Raw genomic sequence first — 12,809 nt, forward strand, 5'->3', positions numbered from 1 at the left:
GAGGAAGAAGAATGCAGTTTGTTTTGATTTTACTGGTGATCGCTGGCGGGATGGGCCTCTCGGTCGAGGCGGGATTGCTGGGGCCGCTGGGCGGCGAAGTCGGAGATTTATGGGCGACGTTCAGCATCTTCGGCGTCGGTGCCGCGCTGACGTTTCTGCTGATGCTGTTTTTCAGCCCGCGCAACAGTCCATCATTTTTTACACAGCCGTCCTGGCAACTGCTCGGCGGCGTGCTTGGCCCTGTTTACGTGGTCATCCTGACCGTGGCGACACCCGCCATCGGCATCGCCATGACCATGATCGGCATTCTGGCCGGCCAGGTTTTTAAAAGCCTGATCATTGACCACTACGGTCTGCTCGGCGCACCGCACAGGAGGATAAACGCGAAGCGCATTATCGCTCTGGGATTCATCATTGCGGCACTGGTTCTGGTCGCACAGGGGTAACGTATGACGCTGATTATGATTTTTCTCGCCGTTTGCGGCGGCGCGACGCTGAGCATTCAGGCCGCAATCAACGGACAGCTCGGCAGCAGCGTGGGCGTTTTTAAAAGCGCGTTTCTGACGTTTTCCGTCGGCGCGCTGGTGACCGCCCTGCTCATTTTCTTCTTTGAGCCTAAGCAGGCCGTCACGCTGCTGGACGTGCCGAAATGGCAGCTTCTCGGCGCAATGTTTGGCGTGCCCTATATCGTGATAATGGTCCTCGCCGTACAGCGCATCGGCACCGCCGTCTCCACGGTGGCGGTGATCTTCGGCCAGCTCACCATGAGTATGCTGATTGATAACTTTGGCTGGCTGGGGAATACGGCCATTCCGTTTTCGGCGAGCCGCCTGGGGGCGATTGTCTGCCTGGGTATTGCGCTTGTTTTTATTTACTCGGGCAGTAAAGCCCGCTCAGCGAGCACGGACATCCCCTCGCCCCTTCGGGGAGAGGGTTAGGGTGAGGGGAACATACCGCAGTGATGGTCATTCCGATCACTTTACGTTCACTGCAACTTTGTAAAGAACAGCGTCACCGTGGCGACGGTGACGCCAAATTTCTTCATCTCGGTTTTATTAAACAGATGGGTCTCATCCTGCAGGTACATCCAGTCGTCAAACTTCAGTAGCCAGGTGCTCCCGCTGGCTTTTACGTTCATGCTGTAATGCCAGTTAAAGGCGTTGCCCGCTGCCTGCCCCGTGGCAACGCCTTCAATATCCCCTGCCGTTCCCTCGTAGCGATCGTTCCCCACGCGACGGATATGCCATACCCGCTGCTGCTTCTCGCCGTCGTCGTAAACAAAGTGCTCATTGAGCGTCAGCGTATCGCCGATAACGTCCCCGGCAATCTCCACGTGAAAGCGGCGGATCTGTTTACCGCTGCGATCCTGCACCATACCCCACGCTTCGGTTTTGCCCTGGAAATAGTGGAAGATATCCAGCCGCGGCTGCTGCTGGCGATACTCGCTCACCTCGGTGCTACAGCCTGCCAGCAGCATCGTAAACGCCAGCGCCAGGGTCAGAATACGTTTCATTTTTGGCCTCCGATTAACTGCTGACGCAGCTCAGGATATTGCGTGCGGGGATCGAGCCAGATGGCCAGAAAACGTGTACTGAACGCTTCTGACTGGCGTGGTCCCAGGGGAGTAAATGTTTTCTGAAGAGTCGGATCGCGATACCAGAACTGCCCCTGCTTATCATTGAGAACAAACGCCAGCTGCGAGCCAGGCCGGACATCCGGCCACAGCGACTGGAGCATCCGCAGCCAGGCTTCGCTTTGCGGCTCCTGCGCCAGGATCCCCTGCGCCTGCCACTGGTCGCGGGTCGCCTCGACCAGATCATCGCGATCGATGTCGCGGGCGTAGGTAATAATCAGCGCCTGATTCGGGTTCTCTTGACCATAACGCCCGTCGGGCGTAAGCAGCTGAGAGGTATAGACGGTGAACGGCCCCCAGGTGAGCGTGGCGTCCCCCACCTTGCGCCAGGCGAGCCAGTCGGCGGCCTGGGCCGCGGGCATGGCGATCAGCCAAAGCAGCAAAATCGCAGCTCTCATTTTTGTCTCCCCATCAGCAGGTGGAAAAACAGCATCAGCACCAGCCAGCCCGGCACCATCCAGCTGACGACGATGAAGGTCGGCTCCAGAAATGTGATGGCATTCAGCCGCTCGCCAATCAGGTATGCCACCGGGCCTCCCACGGCGGCCAGCAGGGTCAGCAGCCAGCCGGGCAACGTGGTGGTGCGCGTTAGCTGCGTCCAGACGGTGGCGAACATCAGCCACAATGCCACCATCCATAGCGGCATAAGAGACTCGCCCGTGAAGGCAATCAGTCCCGTCAGGGCCCAGAGCGTATCCAGCAAACTGCCCGCCGCAGCCAGCCCGATAGCGTAAAAACGGTATACAGACGGCAAGAGCAGACACGCCAGGATCGCCAGCGCGAGCCAGATAATCAGGCCCTTTTCGCGAAAGAGCACCACCAGCGCCCAGTACAGATCGAACGCGACGGCCAGCAGAAAGACCTGAAGATATCGTTTCATACGCGCTCGGCGGTCAGCTGCACCACGCTTATGGTGCGGGCGTTAAACCCGGCTTCGCAGTAGCCAAAGTAGTACAGCCACATCCGGCGGAACCGCTCATCGAAGCCGAGCTTTTCGATCTCCTGCCAGGCATGAACAAAACGCTGCCGCCAGTGAGCGAGCGTGCGGGCGTAGTCCGGCCCCATGTCGAAGAGATTGCGCACCACGAAGTCGGTGTGGCGCGTCATCAGCTCATTCATCGCGGTAATGCTTGGCAAAAAGCCGCCGGGGAAAATGTAGCGCTGGATAAAATCGACGCTTTTGCTGTAGTCGCGATAGCGCTGGTCCTGAATAGTGATGGCCTGAATTGCCATCCGTCCTCCCGGACGCAGCCGCGCCTGGCAGGTGCGGAAGAACGTGGGCAGATAGCGCTGCCCGACGGCTTCGATCATCTCAATCGAGACCAGCTTGTCGTACTGCCCGGTGAGGTCGCGATAGTCGCAGAGCAGCACCTCGACCCGATCCTGCAGCCCGGCGCGGACAATCCGCTCCGTCGCCCAGACGTACTGCTCCTGCGAGAGCGTAGTGGTGGTCACCCGGCAGCCATAATGACGGGCCGCGTATTCCGCCATCGCGCCCCAGCCGGTACCGATTTCCAGCAGGTGATCGCCCGGGCTCAGCGCCAGCTGTTCACACAGGCGCGCCATTTTGGCCTGCTGGGCCGCCGCGAGATCCTGCTCGTCAGCGGTAAACAGCGCGCTGGAGTAGAGCAGCTCTTTATCCAGAAAGTGGCTATAAAAGGTGTTGCCCAGATCGTAATGGGCCGCAATATTTTCGCGCGCCTGCGCCCGTGAGTTTCGCCGGGTCCAGTGGCGCAGCCGCTCCAGCGGCCTGCCGAGCAGGCGGAACCCTTTTTCCAGACGGCCAAGCACCTCGCCGTTGAGCGCCAGCAGTTCCAGCAGCGGCGTAAGATGCGCGGTTTCCCATTCGCCGTCCATCCAGGCTTCTGCCGCGGCCAGGCTGCCGCCCGTCAGGACGCGCCAGTAGACGCCGGGCGAGAGGATCTGCACGTCGGCGTGCAGCGCGGAGGATGCCTCGCCAAAATGAAAGGTCTGCGCCCCTTCTCGCAGCGTGAGCGAGCCGCCGCGGATGCCGCTTAACAGCCTGAAAAGCAGCCAGCGCGCGATGCGGACGTTGCGCGGGACATCGGGTTCTAGCGCAAAGACGGGATCGGTCATGAGCGTTCACTCCTGCTGACGGGATGGTTATGCAGCGGCACGCGCTTGAGCCACAGGCGCAGCGCCTGCCAGTAAATGGCGAAAACGGTTTTCAGAGTCATCAGCGGAATGCGCAGCAGCAGCGAGCGCAGCGCCGGACGTGTCAGAGGCGACCTGCGCAGGGCCAGCGTGGCGTCAAACACCTTCGCTTCCTGATGATTTTCAATGTGCATATGTAGCGTGTTGTCCGGGTTGTTGAAGCGCCAGTGGTAGACCATGTCCATCGGGTTGAAAGGGGAAACGTGAAACGCTTTTTCCGTGGGCTGCGCATCCACCCCGTTGACGGCATAGTAATGACGTTCATTCCACGGCGTGTTGCGAACCTCAGCCAGCACCCAGCGCAGGGTTCCCTTCCCGTCATAGCAGTAGTAAAAGTTGACCGGATTAAAATGAAATCCGAAATAGCGCAACTGCGTCAGGAGCATAACCCGCCCGTCCGGACGTTCGCCGGTCAGGCTCTCCAGCCTGCTCAGCGCGTTCTCCTTAAGCGGCGCGCCGAGCGGATAGTCCGCGTCGTGGAACGAAGCGGCAGCAAAGCGATTGCGGCGCACGCCAACGGAGACCAGCAGCGGCAGTTCATCCAGATCCAGCCAGGCCATAAAGACGCTGTAGCTGAATTCGTGGGGTTTCGGCTGGAGGCGGCGGTGGCGTAACACGCCGTGGTAGAGGCAGCTGTTCATCTCAGTTTCCCCCTCCGGCCGCTATCGCATTGACCACGTCCAGCGCGCTGCGCACGCCGTCTTCATGAAAACCGTTGTACCACCAGGCCCCGCAGAACCAGCTCCGCCGCTGGCCGTTGATCTCCCCGCGGCGCGCCTGCGCCCGCCAGCTTTGCGGGTTAAACAGCGGATGTTCATAGACAAAGCGTTGCCAGACGAAGCGTTCATCCACCGGCGTTTCCGGGTTGAGGGTGACGCAGAACAGCGGGCTGCCCGCAGGCAGCCCCTGCAGAATATTCATGTTGTAGGTGACGCAGGCGCTGGCCTGCTCCCGATCGCTGAGACGGTAGTTCCAGCTGGCCCACGCCCGCTGGCGCACCGGCAGCCAGCGCGGATCGCTGTGCAACACCACCTCGTTGCGCTGCCAGCCAATATCGCCCAGCACCTCGCGCTCTGCAGCGGTTGGATCGTCAAGCATGGCCAGCGCCTGGGCGGAGTGGCAGGCAAAAATCACCTGGTCGAAGGTATGGCTGGCCTCATCGAGCTGGAGGGCGACGCCGTCCGCATGGCGTTCCACACGCTGAACCGGCGCGTTGAGGTGCAGCGTCAGGCGGTCTCCCAGTTTGTCCAGCATCGCGCGGATGTACTCCCGCGAGCCACCCGGGACGACGTACCACTGCGGGCGATGGGTGATATCCAGCAGGCCGTGATGGTCAAAGAAGCGTAAAAAGAGCGGCAGCGGGAAACGCTTCATCTCCTGCAGTGACGATGACCAGATGGCGGCCCCCATTGGCAAAATGTAGTGGCGCGCAAAAAACGGCGTGAAGCCATGCTGGTCCAGAAACGTCTGCAGCGTGGCGTTCGGGTCCACCTCCCCGCCTAGCGCCTGTTTCGCCAGGCGATTGAAGCGGACAATCTCGCCAAGCAGCCGCCAGAATGCCGGATTCACCAGGTTCCGGCGCTGGGCAAACAGCGACGTCAGGGTGTGACCGTTGTACTCAAGCCCGGTTGCGGGATTGTGCACCGAAAAGCTCATCTGCGTTTTTTGCCCGCTGATGCCCAGCTCGCTGAGCAGGCCCATAAAGCGCGGGTAGGTGCGGTCGTTGTAGACGATAAACCCGGTATCGATTGCATAGGTGCCCTGCGGCGTCGTCACGTCAACCGTTGCGGTATGGCCACCGGGTACGGGTCCCGCTTCAAACAGGGTCACCTGATGGTGCCCGGCCAGCCGCCAGGCGCAGGTCAGCCCGGCGATGCCGCTGCCGATAATCGCAATCTTCATGAGCGCACCATCCTGCGCAGCAGCGCGCGCTGCAAAAACGCGGGCAGCCCGGAGAGCAGCCGCAAAATGAAGCCAAACCCGGCAGGAAACGCAATGTGCATTCTCCCTGCCGCCAGCCCGATACGGATCGCCCTGACCGCCTCGTCAACGCTCACCCTGCCCGGCATGGCAAAATCGTTTTTTTGCGTCAGGGGCGTATCCACAAAGCCCGGCGAGACAACCGTGACGGTAATCCCTTTTGGCTCCCAGTCCAGGCGCAGGCTCTCGGCAAACCAGCTCAGCGCCGCCTTGGACGCGCCGTAGGCCTCCGCGCGGGGAAAAGGCAGCCAGTGGGCCATCGAACTCACCAGGACCACGCGGTTGCCCGCAACCAGCTGCGGCTGCAGCGCCTCAAGGCAATTAACCGGGCCGAGGAAATTCGTCGCCATCACCCGCTCCACCAGCGCCGCGTCCACCACGCCCTGCTCGAGGTATTCGCAGGTCCCGGCACAGAGAATAATCAGATCGGCATAGCTGCCGGTTAAAGCCTGGCGACAGGCGTCCCTGTCTGTCATATCGAACAGGCGAACGGTGAGATTGGGGCAGGTTTGATGCAGGGCTTCCAGGCGTGCCGGATCGCGCCCGCAGGCAATCACATGGTAGCCGTCAGCGGAATAGGATTTCGCCAGCCCGGCACCGATGCCCGAGCTTGCCCCGGTAATCAGCACCGTCTTCATGATTTGACCCTCCGCTTCACGCCGCGAACCGCCCAGCCAAGCAGAGGGAGGTGTTCGTAGATCATCTCTCCCGCATCGTAGTAGTCCCGCTGGCGCGTGATGAGATCGTTTTCCGTCTCCACCACTGAACACCCCGGCAGTTCGAGCGGCTCTCCCCCGGCAATGCGCGGGTGCGACCAGTGCATCACCCAGGTCACAGCAAAACGGCTGTCGCTGCACAACGGCGGATCGATGGTAAAACGGCAATGCTCGACGTTAGCCAGCAGATGGGTGAAGTAGCGCTGAAGCGCGAAAACCCCCTCATGCTCGCCAAACGGGTCGATAAGCGTGGCATTTGAATGATAAAGCCCCGCCAGCGCAGACGGCGGCTGGCTATCCAGTGCGGTGTAGTATTCAACAAACCGACTCACGACAGAGGGCAAAGTGCTCATGGGTCACATCCTGGCTGTAAACAACGTGGCGTTATCGCATAATTAAAACTTACACAATTAACGTTATTTGTCCAAGTTTGTGGCAATCTATTTTTTATTTTGTTGATATATCAATAGTTTGAGGCGAGATAAAAGAGAGGGTTTTGCAGGCCGGATAAGACATAGCCGCTACCCGGCTTTAACTTTCAGGTTATCCTTAAGGCAAACTCGCCGGGCATCTTCCAGGCTTATTCTTTTTAATTCATAAGGATGCCTGACATGAAACGTTTCTTTCTCTCCCTATTCTCCAGCCCGGAATCCTTATTGCAGGTAATGAGCCAGCAGGAAATTATTGAAGCCGTTGAAGATGGCGATCGCATCATCATCGACCAGGACGGGAACGCCTCGGTGAACTACAAAAGCAACGAGGTGCGGCAGGATTTTCTGCGTCACGTCGATACGCTGAAGAGGGCCTGATATGGGAACGGCGATATTTATGGTGTTGATGGTATGCGGATACTGGTACACCAGCCGCGACCTGTCGACCCGCTTTAAAATCAAGCGATCCTTCGGCTGGGACGTCTATTTTCTGGTTGCGCTGTATGGCTGTATTTTTGTTCTGCAGGGCGTGATTGCCACGGGGCTGCTCTGGCTGCTGCTGCTTGCCCTTTCCGCCGCCAACAACGCTTTCCACTTTGCGTCACCGAAATATACCGACTGGCAAATCGACTTTATGAACTGGAGTTTTTTAGGCATTCAGGCGCCGGTGGTGGTTATGCTGGCGTTTGCTATCCTGTTTTGCCTCTACCGCTCTAACTGGGCGGGCAGCGCCAGGCTGGACGGTGAAAGCCGGAAAAAGCTCTACAAACGCCTTGCCCAGTCGAGCGGGATAGAGCAGCTGCTGTACCAGTGTATGGAACAAGGCGAGCTGGCGCAGGTCACGCTCCGGTCGAGGCGGATTTACATCGGCATGATCCACACCGCGACGCTGGAATATGAAAAAACGGCGAATATTGTGCTGATCCCGATGTTAAGCGGGTACAGGGACGAGAAAACGATGAACCTGCGCATCGAGAATAATTACAGCAGGTGGTATGCGGAGCACGACATTACGCTCGACTCAGAGCCCCGCAGCGCAATGTCATTTCGCAAGGTCATTTTACTCAATCAGATTGAGAGCCTCTCATTGTTCGATCCCGCCAGCGCCAGCGCGCTGTCGCTGGCACAGCAGGACGCGCTTTCTAAAGAGGCATCCCCATAATTCTGAGAATGCTCTGCTGAGAAGCGGTTTCGAAAACAACGTCCTTCAGGCAGAGCATGCCCTGCTTTTGGTAGAACCGGTACGCGCCGGCATTCTGCTCAAGCACCTCAAGCCAGAGATAGGTTTTCCCCTTGCTTCGGGCCGCGTCGATGATTTCATTGAACATGACCTGCCCAACGTTTTTGCCGGTTTCAGCAGGGTCAAGGTAGAGCTTGTTGAGGAGCACGCCCTGCTTGTCCGTTTCTGGAACCAGGGCCTCCCAGGTCACTTTCATGAATCCCACTGGCCGATCGGTCTCGGCAACATACCAGATCACATTCTGCTCTTTCAGGCTCTGTTCAATTACAGAAACGGCGTACTCGCCGTCCAGAAAGGCCTTCATCTCGGCGTCTGACACCCACAGATGCTGAAAATGGGCGGGGTAAATGCGGTATCCCAGCTCGCTTAAGAGCGCAGAATCGGCCCCGGTGGCCTGTCGAATACGAAACGTCATGGGTGTCTCCTTGCAAACAAACCAAACCTCGCCGATCCGCTTTACATGCGGTACAGCGCGATAAGCCACTAACATGTTATGGGTGATCTTCAGCGTTGGGCATTTTGATAGAGGTCCCAGCGGTTGCCGTAAATATCTTCAAACACCACCACCGTACCGTACTCTTCCTCACGAGGTTCTTCGCAGAAATGAACGCCTTTCTCTTTCATTGCGTGGTAATCGCGCCAAAAATCATCCGTCTGAAGGAACAGGAAAACCCTGCCACCGCATTGATTACCGATAAAGCTTTCCTGCCTCTCGTTAGAGGCACGAGCCAGCAGAATGTTGCAATCACTTTCCGGGTTGGGGGTGACGACGACCCAACGTTTACCCGGTTGTGGCGTATCCTCTACGAGGGTAAACCCCAGCTTGTCGGTGTAGTATTCAATGGCACGATCGTAGTCATCAACCACAATAGCCACATGCCCCAGGCATCGTTTCTGTGTTCGCATTTTTTCATTTCCTTTGCATAAATGATTCACGGCAGTGTTATCCCACTGATACGTAGTGGGCGCAGGGTTTACTGGCTAGCGTAAGCCTCGCGTTTTTCTGCCCATTTCAGCATGGCATCAAGCGCCGGGCACAGTGCCTGCCCCCATTCGGTGAGGCGATATTCCACTTTCGGCGGCACCTGAGGGTAGACCATCCGAGAAACGATACCGTCGGACTCAAGTTGTCGAAGTTGCTGCGCCAGCATCTTCTGGGAAATATCGGGGATCAGTTTTTCGAAATCAGAGTAGCGCTGCACTTTCCCGTCGAAAAGATGAAAAAGAATGATTAATTTCCAGCGGCCTTCCAGCAGCCGTAATACTTGTTCCACGCCGCTTGCAGCAGATTCAGGACTATATAACTTACTCATAATTTAGTAACTCACTTTTTCGTGCGTACTAGTAAATTAATCAGTCTATGTTGAATATACCTGTACTGTAAATAATGGGAGTTATAGGTCATGTCATTAATTATTGATTTCACAGGTAAACGCGTGCTTGTTACCGCTGGCACAAAGGGGCTCGGAAAAGCAGTCGTCGGGCTTTTAAAACAACTCGGTGCAACGGTATTCACCACGGCGCGCCACGAACCCGATCAAAATATCGCAGACGCTTTCATAGCCGCTGACCTTACTACGGTCGCGGGATGCGCCTCAGTTGCATCAGCAATTCAGGAACAGATGGGAGGGGCCGACGTGATTATCCATGTTGCAGGCGGTTCAACCTCGCCTGGTGGCGGTTTTGCTGCGCTTGGCGAAGAAGCGTGGCAGCAAGAGCTCAACCTCAATTTGTTGCCTGCCGTACGCTTAGATCGCGCCCTGCTTCCAGGAATGCTCGCGCAGGGAAATGGGGTGATTATTCACGTGACGTCTATTCAGCGTGAATTGCCGTTACCGGAATCGACAACGGGTTATGCGGCGGCTAAAGCAGCCCTCTCAACCTATAGTAAAAGTCTTTCAAAGGAAGTCTCGCCGAAGGGTGTTCGGGTAGTGCGCGTTGCACCCGGCTGGATCGAAACCGAAGCTGCGGTGGCGCTCGCTGAGAGGCTAGCAACCCAGGCAGGAACAGACTACGAAGGCGGTAAGCAGATCATTATGAAATCGTTGGGTGGAATACCGCTCGGACGCCCTGCCAAACCGATTGAAGTGGCTAACCTCATCGTCTTCCTCGCGTCATCTCATGCTGCGAGTATTACCGGCACTGAATTTGTAATCGACGGCGGTACCATCCCGACAGTGTAACGCGCGTGCTTAATCGGCTCGGGATAAGGGCTGATTAAGCACAGGGGAAGATCACTGACCCGTCAGTTTTTCTAAGCCTGTTTTTAACGCGTGTATTACCATGTCTGAATCCATTCCCATTTGTGCATGAATAATCGCCCCGTCAACAAGCATCATGATGTCATTACAGATCTGTTCATCCGTTATACCGGTAAGTATGCCGATTTTTTTGTTTGTTTCTGCTTTATGGTTGCGGCATATCTCTTTAATTTCACTTTCAATATCTTCGGATTTCGCCTCTGCGCTGGCGTTAATAAACGCGCAGCCGTGAAACTCGGGCGAAACAAACCATTCGTGAAGGGTGGAAGATAATGCATCAGACGCCGTCAGGCCTGCGTCGAGATGTCGACGCAGCGTGGTTTCAAACCAGTTAATCCATATTTCATGCCGATACTGTAAATAGGCAAGGATAAGTAAACTTTTACTCGGGAAATGGCGATAAAACGTCACCTTCGTCACTTTCGCCTCTTTAATCAGCGTATCTACCCCCGTGGCTTTGAAACCCGTGGAATAAAACAGATCGTGCGCCGTATGTAATATTTTGTCCCTGACGCTGATTTTTTTTTCGTTGCTCACGACGGGTGTATTCACTTTTGGGTAGCCTCTAAAAGGAGTGTTGACAGCGTTATTTTTCAGGCATAGATTAACGCAAGTAGACAGACCTGTCTACATAATAACAGACAGAGGTAATCGCAATGAACGCACGTCCTCCTTTACCGCCCTTCACGCGTGAAAGCGCCATCGAAAAAGTCAGACTGGCAGAAGACGGCTGGAATAGCCGCGACCCGGCGAAGGTCGCGCTGGCCTATACGCTGGATACCCAATGGCGCAACCGCGCGGAGTTCGCCACCAACCGTGAAGAGGCGCAGGCGTTTCTGGAGCGGAAATGGAAAAAAGAGCTGGATTATCGGCTGATTAAAGAGCTCTGGGCGTTTACGGATAACCGCATCGCCGTTCGCTATGCCTATGAATGGCATGATGATTCCGGCAACTGGTTCCGCTCGTACGGCAATGAAAACTGGGAGTTTGAACCGGGCGGACTGATGAAGCGCCGTTTTGCCTGCGTAAACGATATGCCGATAAAAGCCGCTGAGCGACTGTTCCACTGGCCGCTGGGCAGACGCCCGGACGATCACCCCTCACTGAGCGATCTGGGGTTATAGTTTTGTCACCAAAATAAGAGATAGCGCGCATTTCGGTGACAACCTCAGGACTACCCTATGAGCGGTTTTCAGGAGGAACAAAATATGAAAAAGCTTCTGATATGTTGTTTGTTCGGTAATACCGCAAACGCTCTTGCCAAAAAAATGCAGTCCCTGGCAGAACAAGAAGGCTCTCCACTGATGATTAGCGCCGTTGGCCTGGATAACTTCGCCAGCGTCGCCCCCGCTTTCGACGGTTTTCTTATCGCGCCGCACATTCAGTACAAACTCGATGAGATACACGAAACGGTGGGCAATACGCGTTCAATCGCCATCATTGAGAGTCTGCCTTACGCGTCTCTGGACGCGAGGAAAGTGTTGAATTTCGTGAAGGAGCAAATGCCTGAACTGGCTGCCTGACAGACAAGGCCGCATCGCTGTTGCGGCCTCCTCGCCCCCGCTGACAGATAGATGCCATAGTGCGCGAAAAACAGTGATACACTTACCCCACCTGGTTGATCGTCCCGTCTGAACGGCTCACGGCGAAAACGAATGTAACCAAAATACGAAATGGTCACTCGTTGTCAATCGTAGCCCGTCACGCTAAGCTTAAATAATGACTAAAAATATGAACGCCCCATCAACGCGTGGTCCCCTTGACCACTCCGTCAGAGAGCAAATCGTCGAAGCGGCTTTTGTGCACTTCGGTCACTATGGCTATGAAAAAACCACCGTGGCCGAACTGGCTAAATCCATCGGTTTTTCAAAGTCCTACATTTATAAGTTTTTCGATTCCAAACAGGCTATTGGTGAAGTGATCTGCGCTAACCGCCTGGAGCTGATCATGGCGGCAGTGCTTTCCGCCCTCGAGGGTGCAGCGTCAGCAAGCGAAAAATTACGCCGTCTTTTCAAAGCGCTCACCGAGGCAGGCAGCGAGCTGTTTTTCCACGATCGTAAGCTTTACGACATTGCCGCCGTTGCCGCACGCGAGCAGTGGCCGTCGACTGAACGGTATGCAGAAAGCCTGATGAAGCTGATTGAGAGCATCATTATCGAAGGCAGGCAGGCCGGTGAGTTCGAGAGAAAAACGCCGCTGGATGAGGTCACCCAGGCCATCCACATGGTGATGTGCCCTTACATTAATCCCGTACAGCTGCAGTACAACCTCGAAACGGCCCCCGCTGCGGCGGTGCTGCTCTCTTCGCTGATTTTAAGAAGCCTGGCCCCCTGATTTGTGACCATTGACTTTATTGGTCACTAGTCAGAGAAT

The 12,809-nt window shown here is 56.3% G+C and carries 20 protein-coding genes; 8 read left to right on the forward strand and 12 right to left on the reverse strand.

Going from position 1 to position 12,809, the window contains the following annotated elements:
• Nucleotides 1–11 precede the first annotated feature (11 nt).
• Together M2433_RS03215 and M2433_RS03220 are read left to right on the forward strand one after the other, a co-directional pair.
• Nucleotides 12–446 carry a DMT family transporter gene (locus M2433_RS03215; RefSeq protein WP_429052810.1) on the forward strand — a complete coding sequence of 145 codons (435 nt, stop codon included), beginning with the start codon at nt 12–14 and terminating at the stop codon, nt 444–446.
• A gap of 3 nt (nt 447–449) precedes the next feature.
• The gene (locus tag M2433_RS03220) at nt 450–938 is read left to right on the forward strand and encodes a DMT family transporter (protein ID WP_429052811.1); all 489 of its coding nucleotides are present in this window, start codon (nt 450–452) and stop codon (nt 936–938) included.
• A gap of 47 nt (nt 939–985) precedes the next feature.
• On the opposite strand, the gene M2433_RS03225 is transcribed toward M2433_RS03220, so the two are convergent.
• The 8 genes from M2433_RS03225 to M2433_RS03260 are packed head-to-tail and all read right to left on the reverse strand — an operon-like array spanning nt 986 to nt 6,857.
• The gene (locus M2433_RS03225; protein WP_429052812.1) at nt 986–1,513 is read right to left on the reverse strand and encodes a DUF3833 domain-containing protein; all 528 of its coding nucleotides are present in this window, start codon (nt 1,511–1,513) and stop codon (nt 986–988) included.
• A complete protein-coding gene (locus M2433_RS03230; RefSeq protein ID WP_429052813.1) occupies nt 1,510–2,031 on the reverse strand; it encodes a hypothetical protein in 522 nt (173 codons plus the stop codon). The genes M2433_RS03225 and M2433_RS03230 overlap by 4 nt, the downstream gene beginning before the upstream one ends.
• Nucleotides 2,028–2,513: a DUF2878 domain-containing protein gene (locus M2433_RS03235; RefSeq protein WP_429052814.1), complete on the reverse strand. Its 486-nt coding sequence runs from the start codon at nt 2,511–2,513 to the stop codon at nt 2,028–2,030. Before M2433_RS03235 ends, M2433_RS03230 begins: the two co-directional genes overlap by 4 nt.
• Entirely contained in the window at nt 2,510–3,730 is a 1,221-nt protein-coding gene (locus M2433_RS03240) for a class I SAM-dependent methyltransferase (protein ID WP_429052815.1), read from the reverse strand. The genes M2433_RS03235 and M2433_RS03240 overlap by 4 nt, the downstream gene beginning before the upstream one ends.
• A complete protein-coding gene (locus tag M2433_RS03245) occupies nt 3,727–4,449 on the reverse strand; it encodes a DUF1365 domain-containing protein (protein WP_429052816.1) in 723 nt (240 codons plus the stop codon). The genes M2433_RS03240 and M2433_RS03245 overlap by 4 nt, the downstream gene beginning before the upstream one ends.
• 1 nt (nt 4,450) lies before the next feature.
• Entirely contained in the window at nt 4,451–5,710 is a 1,260-nt protein-coding gene (locus M2433_RS03250) for an NAD(P)/FAD-dependent oxidoreductase (RefSeq protein WP_429052817.1), read from the reverse strand.
• Nucleotides 5,707–6,426 carry an SDR family NAD(P)-dependent oxidoreductase gene (locus tag M2433_RS03255; protein ID WP_429052818.1) on the reverse strand — a complete coding sequence of 240 codons (720 nt, stop codon included), beginning with the start codon at nt 6,424–6,426 and terminating at the stop codon, nt 5,707–5,709. Before M2433_RS03255 ends, M2433_RS03250 begins: the two co-directional genes overlap by 4 nt.
• The gene (locus M2433_RS03260; RefSeq protein WP_429052819.1) at nt 6,423–6,857 is read right to left on the reverse strand and encodes a nuclear transport factor 2 family protein; all 435 of its coding nucleotides are present in this window, start codon (nt 6,855–6,857) and stop codon (nt 6,423–6,425) included. The genes M2433_RS03255 and M2433_RS03260 overlap by 4 nt, the downstream gene beginning before the upstream one ends.
• Before the next feature lie 258 nt (nt 6,858–7,115).
• On the opposite strand from M2433_RS03260, the gene M2433_RS03265 reads away from it, so the two are divergent.
• Entirely contained in the window at nt 7,116–7,313 is a 198-nt protein-coding gene (locus M2433_RS03265; RefSeq protein ID WP_023335609.1) for a hypothetical protein, read from the forward strand.
• A 1-nt stretch (nt 7,314) separates the two neighbouring features.
• On the forward strand, nt 7,315–8,097 hold the full coding sequence (locus M2433_RS03270; protein WP_429052820.1) for a hypothetical protein: 783 nt from the start codon (nt 7,315–7,317) through the stop codon (nt 8,095–8,097).
• Here M2433_RS03270 and M2433_RS03275 read toward each other — a convergent pair.
• From M2433_RS03275 to M2433_RS03285, 3 genes are all read right to left on the reverse strand, one after another.
• Nucleotides 8,078–8,590 (reverse strand): N-acetyltransferase family protein, encoded by a 513-nt coding sequence (locus M2433_RS03275; RefSeq protein ID WP_429052821.1) that lies wholly within the window; start codon nt 8,588–8,590, stop codon nt 8,078–8,080. The genes M2433_RS03270 and M2433_RS03275 overlap by 20 nt on opposite strands.
• Before the next feature lie 89 nt (nt 8,591–8,679).
• Nucleotides 8,680–9,081, reverse strand: coding sequence for a VOC family protein (locus M2433_RS03280; RefSeq protein ID WP_429052822.1), 402 nt, complete (start codon nt 9,079–9,081; stop codon nt 8,680–8,682).
• A 68-nt stretch (nt 9,082–9,149) separates the two neighbouring features.
• Nucleotides 9,150–9,488: a winged helix-turn-helix transcriptional regulator gene (locus M2433_RS03285; protein WP_429052823.1), complete on the reverse strand. Its 339-nt coding sequence runs from the start codon at nt 9,486–9,488 to the stop codon at nt 9,150–9,152.
• A 90-nt stretch (nt 9,489–9,578) separates the two neighbouring features.
• Here M2433_RS03285 and M2433_RS03290 point away from each other — a divergent pair, with 90 nt between their 5' ends.
• Nucleotides 9,579–10,358 carry an SDR family oxidoreductase gene (locus M2433_RS03290; protein ID WP_429052824.1) on the forward strand — a complete coding sequence of 260 codons (780 nt, stop codon included), beginning with the start codon at nt 9,579–9,581 and terminating at the stop codon, nt 10,356–10,358.
• A 51-nt stretch (nt 10,359–10,409) separates the two neighbouring features.
• Here the strand turns inward: M2433_RS03290 and M2433_RS03295 are convergent, their stop codons facing one another.
• Nucleotides 10,410–10,988: a TetR/AcrR family transcriptional regulator gene (locus tag M2433_RS03295; protein ID WP_429052825.1), complete on the reverse strand. Its 579-nt coding sequence runs from the start codon at nt 10,986–10,988 to the stop codon at nt 10,410–10,412.
• 104 nt (nt 10,989–11,092) lie between these two features.
• On the opposite strand from M2433_RS03295, the gene M2433_RS03300 reads away from it, so the two are divergent.
• The 3 genes from M2433_RS03300 (at nt 11,093) to M2433_RS03310 (ending at nt 12,770) form a co-directional block, all read left to right on the forward strand.
• Nucleotides 11,093–11,560 carry a DUF1348 family protein gene (locus M2433_RS03300; protein WP_429052826.1) on the forward strand — a complete coding sequence of 156 codons (468 nt, stop codon included), beginning with the start codon at nt 11,093–11,095 and terminating at the stop codon, nt 11,558–11,560.
• 84 nt (nt 11,561–11,644) lie between these two features.
• Nucleotides 11,645–11,959 (forward strand): PTS sugar transporter subunit IIB, encoded by a 315-nt coding sequence (locus M2433_RS03305; protein ID WP_429052828.1) that lies wholly within the window; start codon nt 11,645–11,647, stop codon nt 11,957–11,959.
• A 196-nt stretch (nt 11,960–12,155) separates the two neighbouring features.
• A complete protein-coding gene (locus M2433_RS03310) occupies nt 12,156–12,770 on the forward strand; it encodes a TetR/AcrR family transcriptional regulator (protein ID WP_429052829.1) in 615 nt (204 codons plus the stop codon).
• Nucleotides 12,771–12,809: the final 39 nt, after the last annotated feature.

The sequence above is a fragment of the Enterobacter sp. AC1 genome (assembly GCF_050434705.1).
In the GTDB taxonomy this organism is placed as follows: Bacteria; Pseudomonadota; Gammaproteobacteria; order Enterobacterales; family Enterobacteriaceae; genus Enterobacter; species Enterobacter cloacae_L.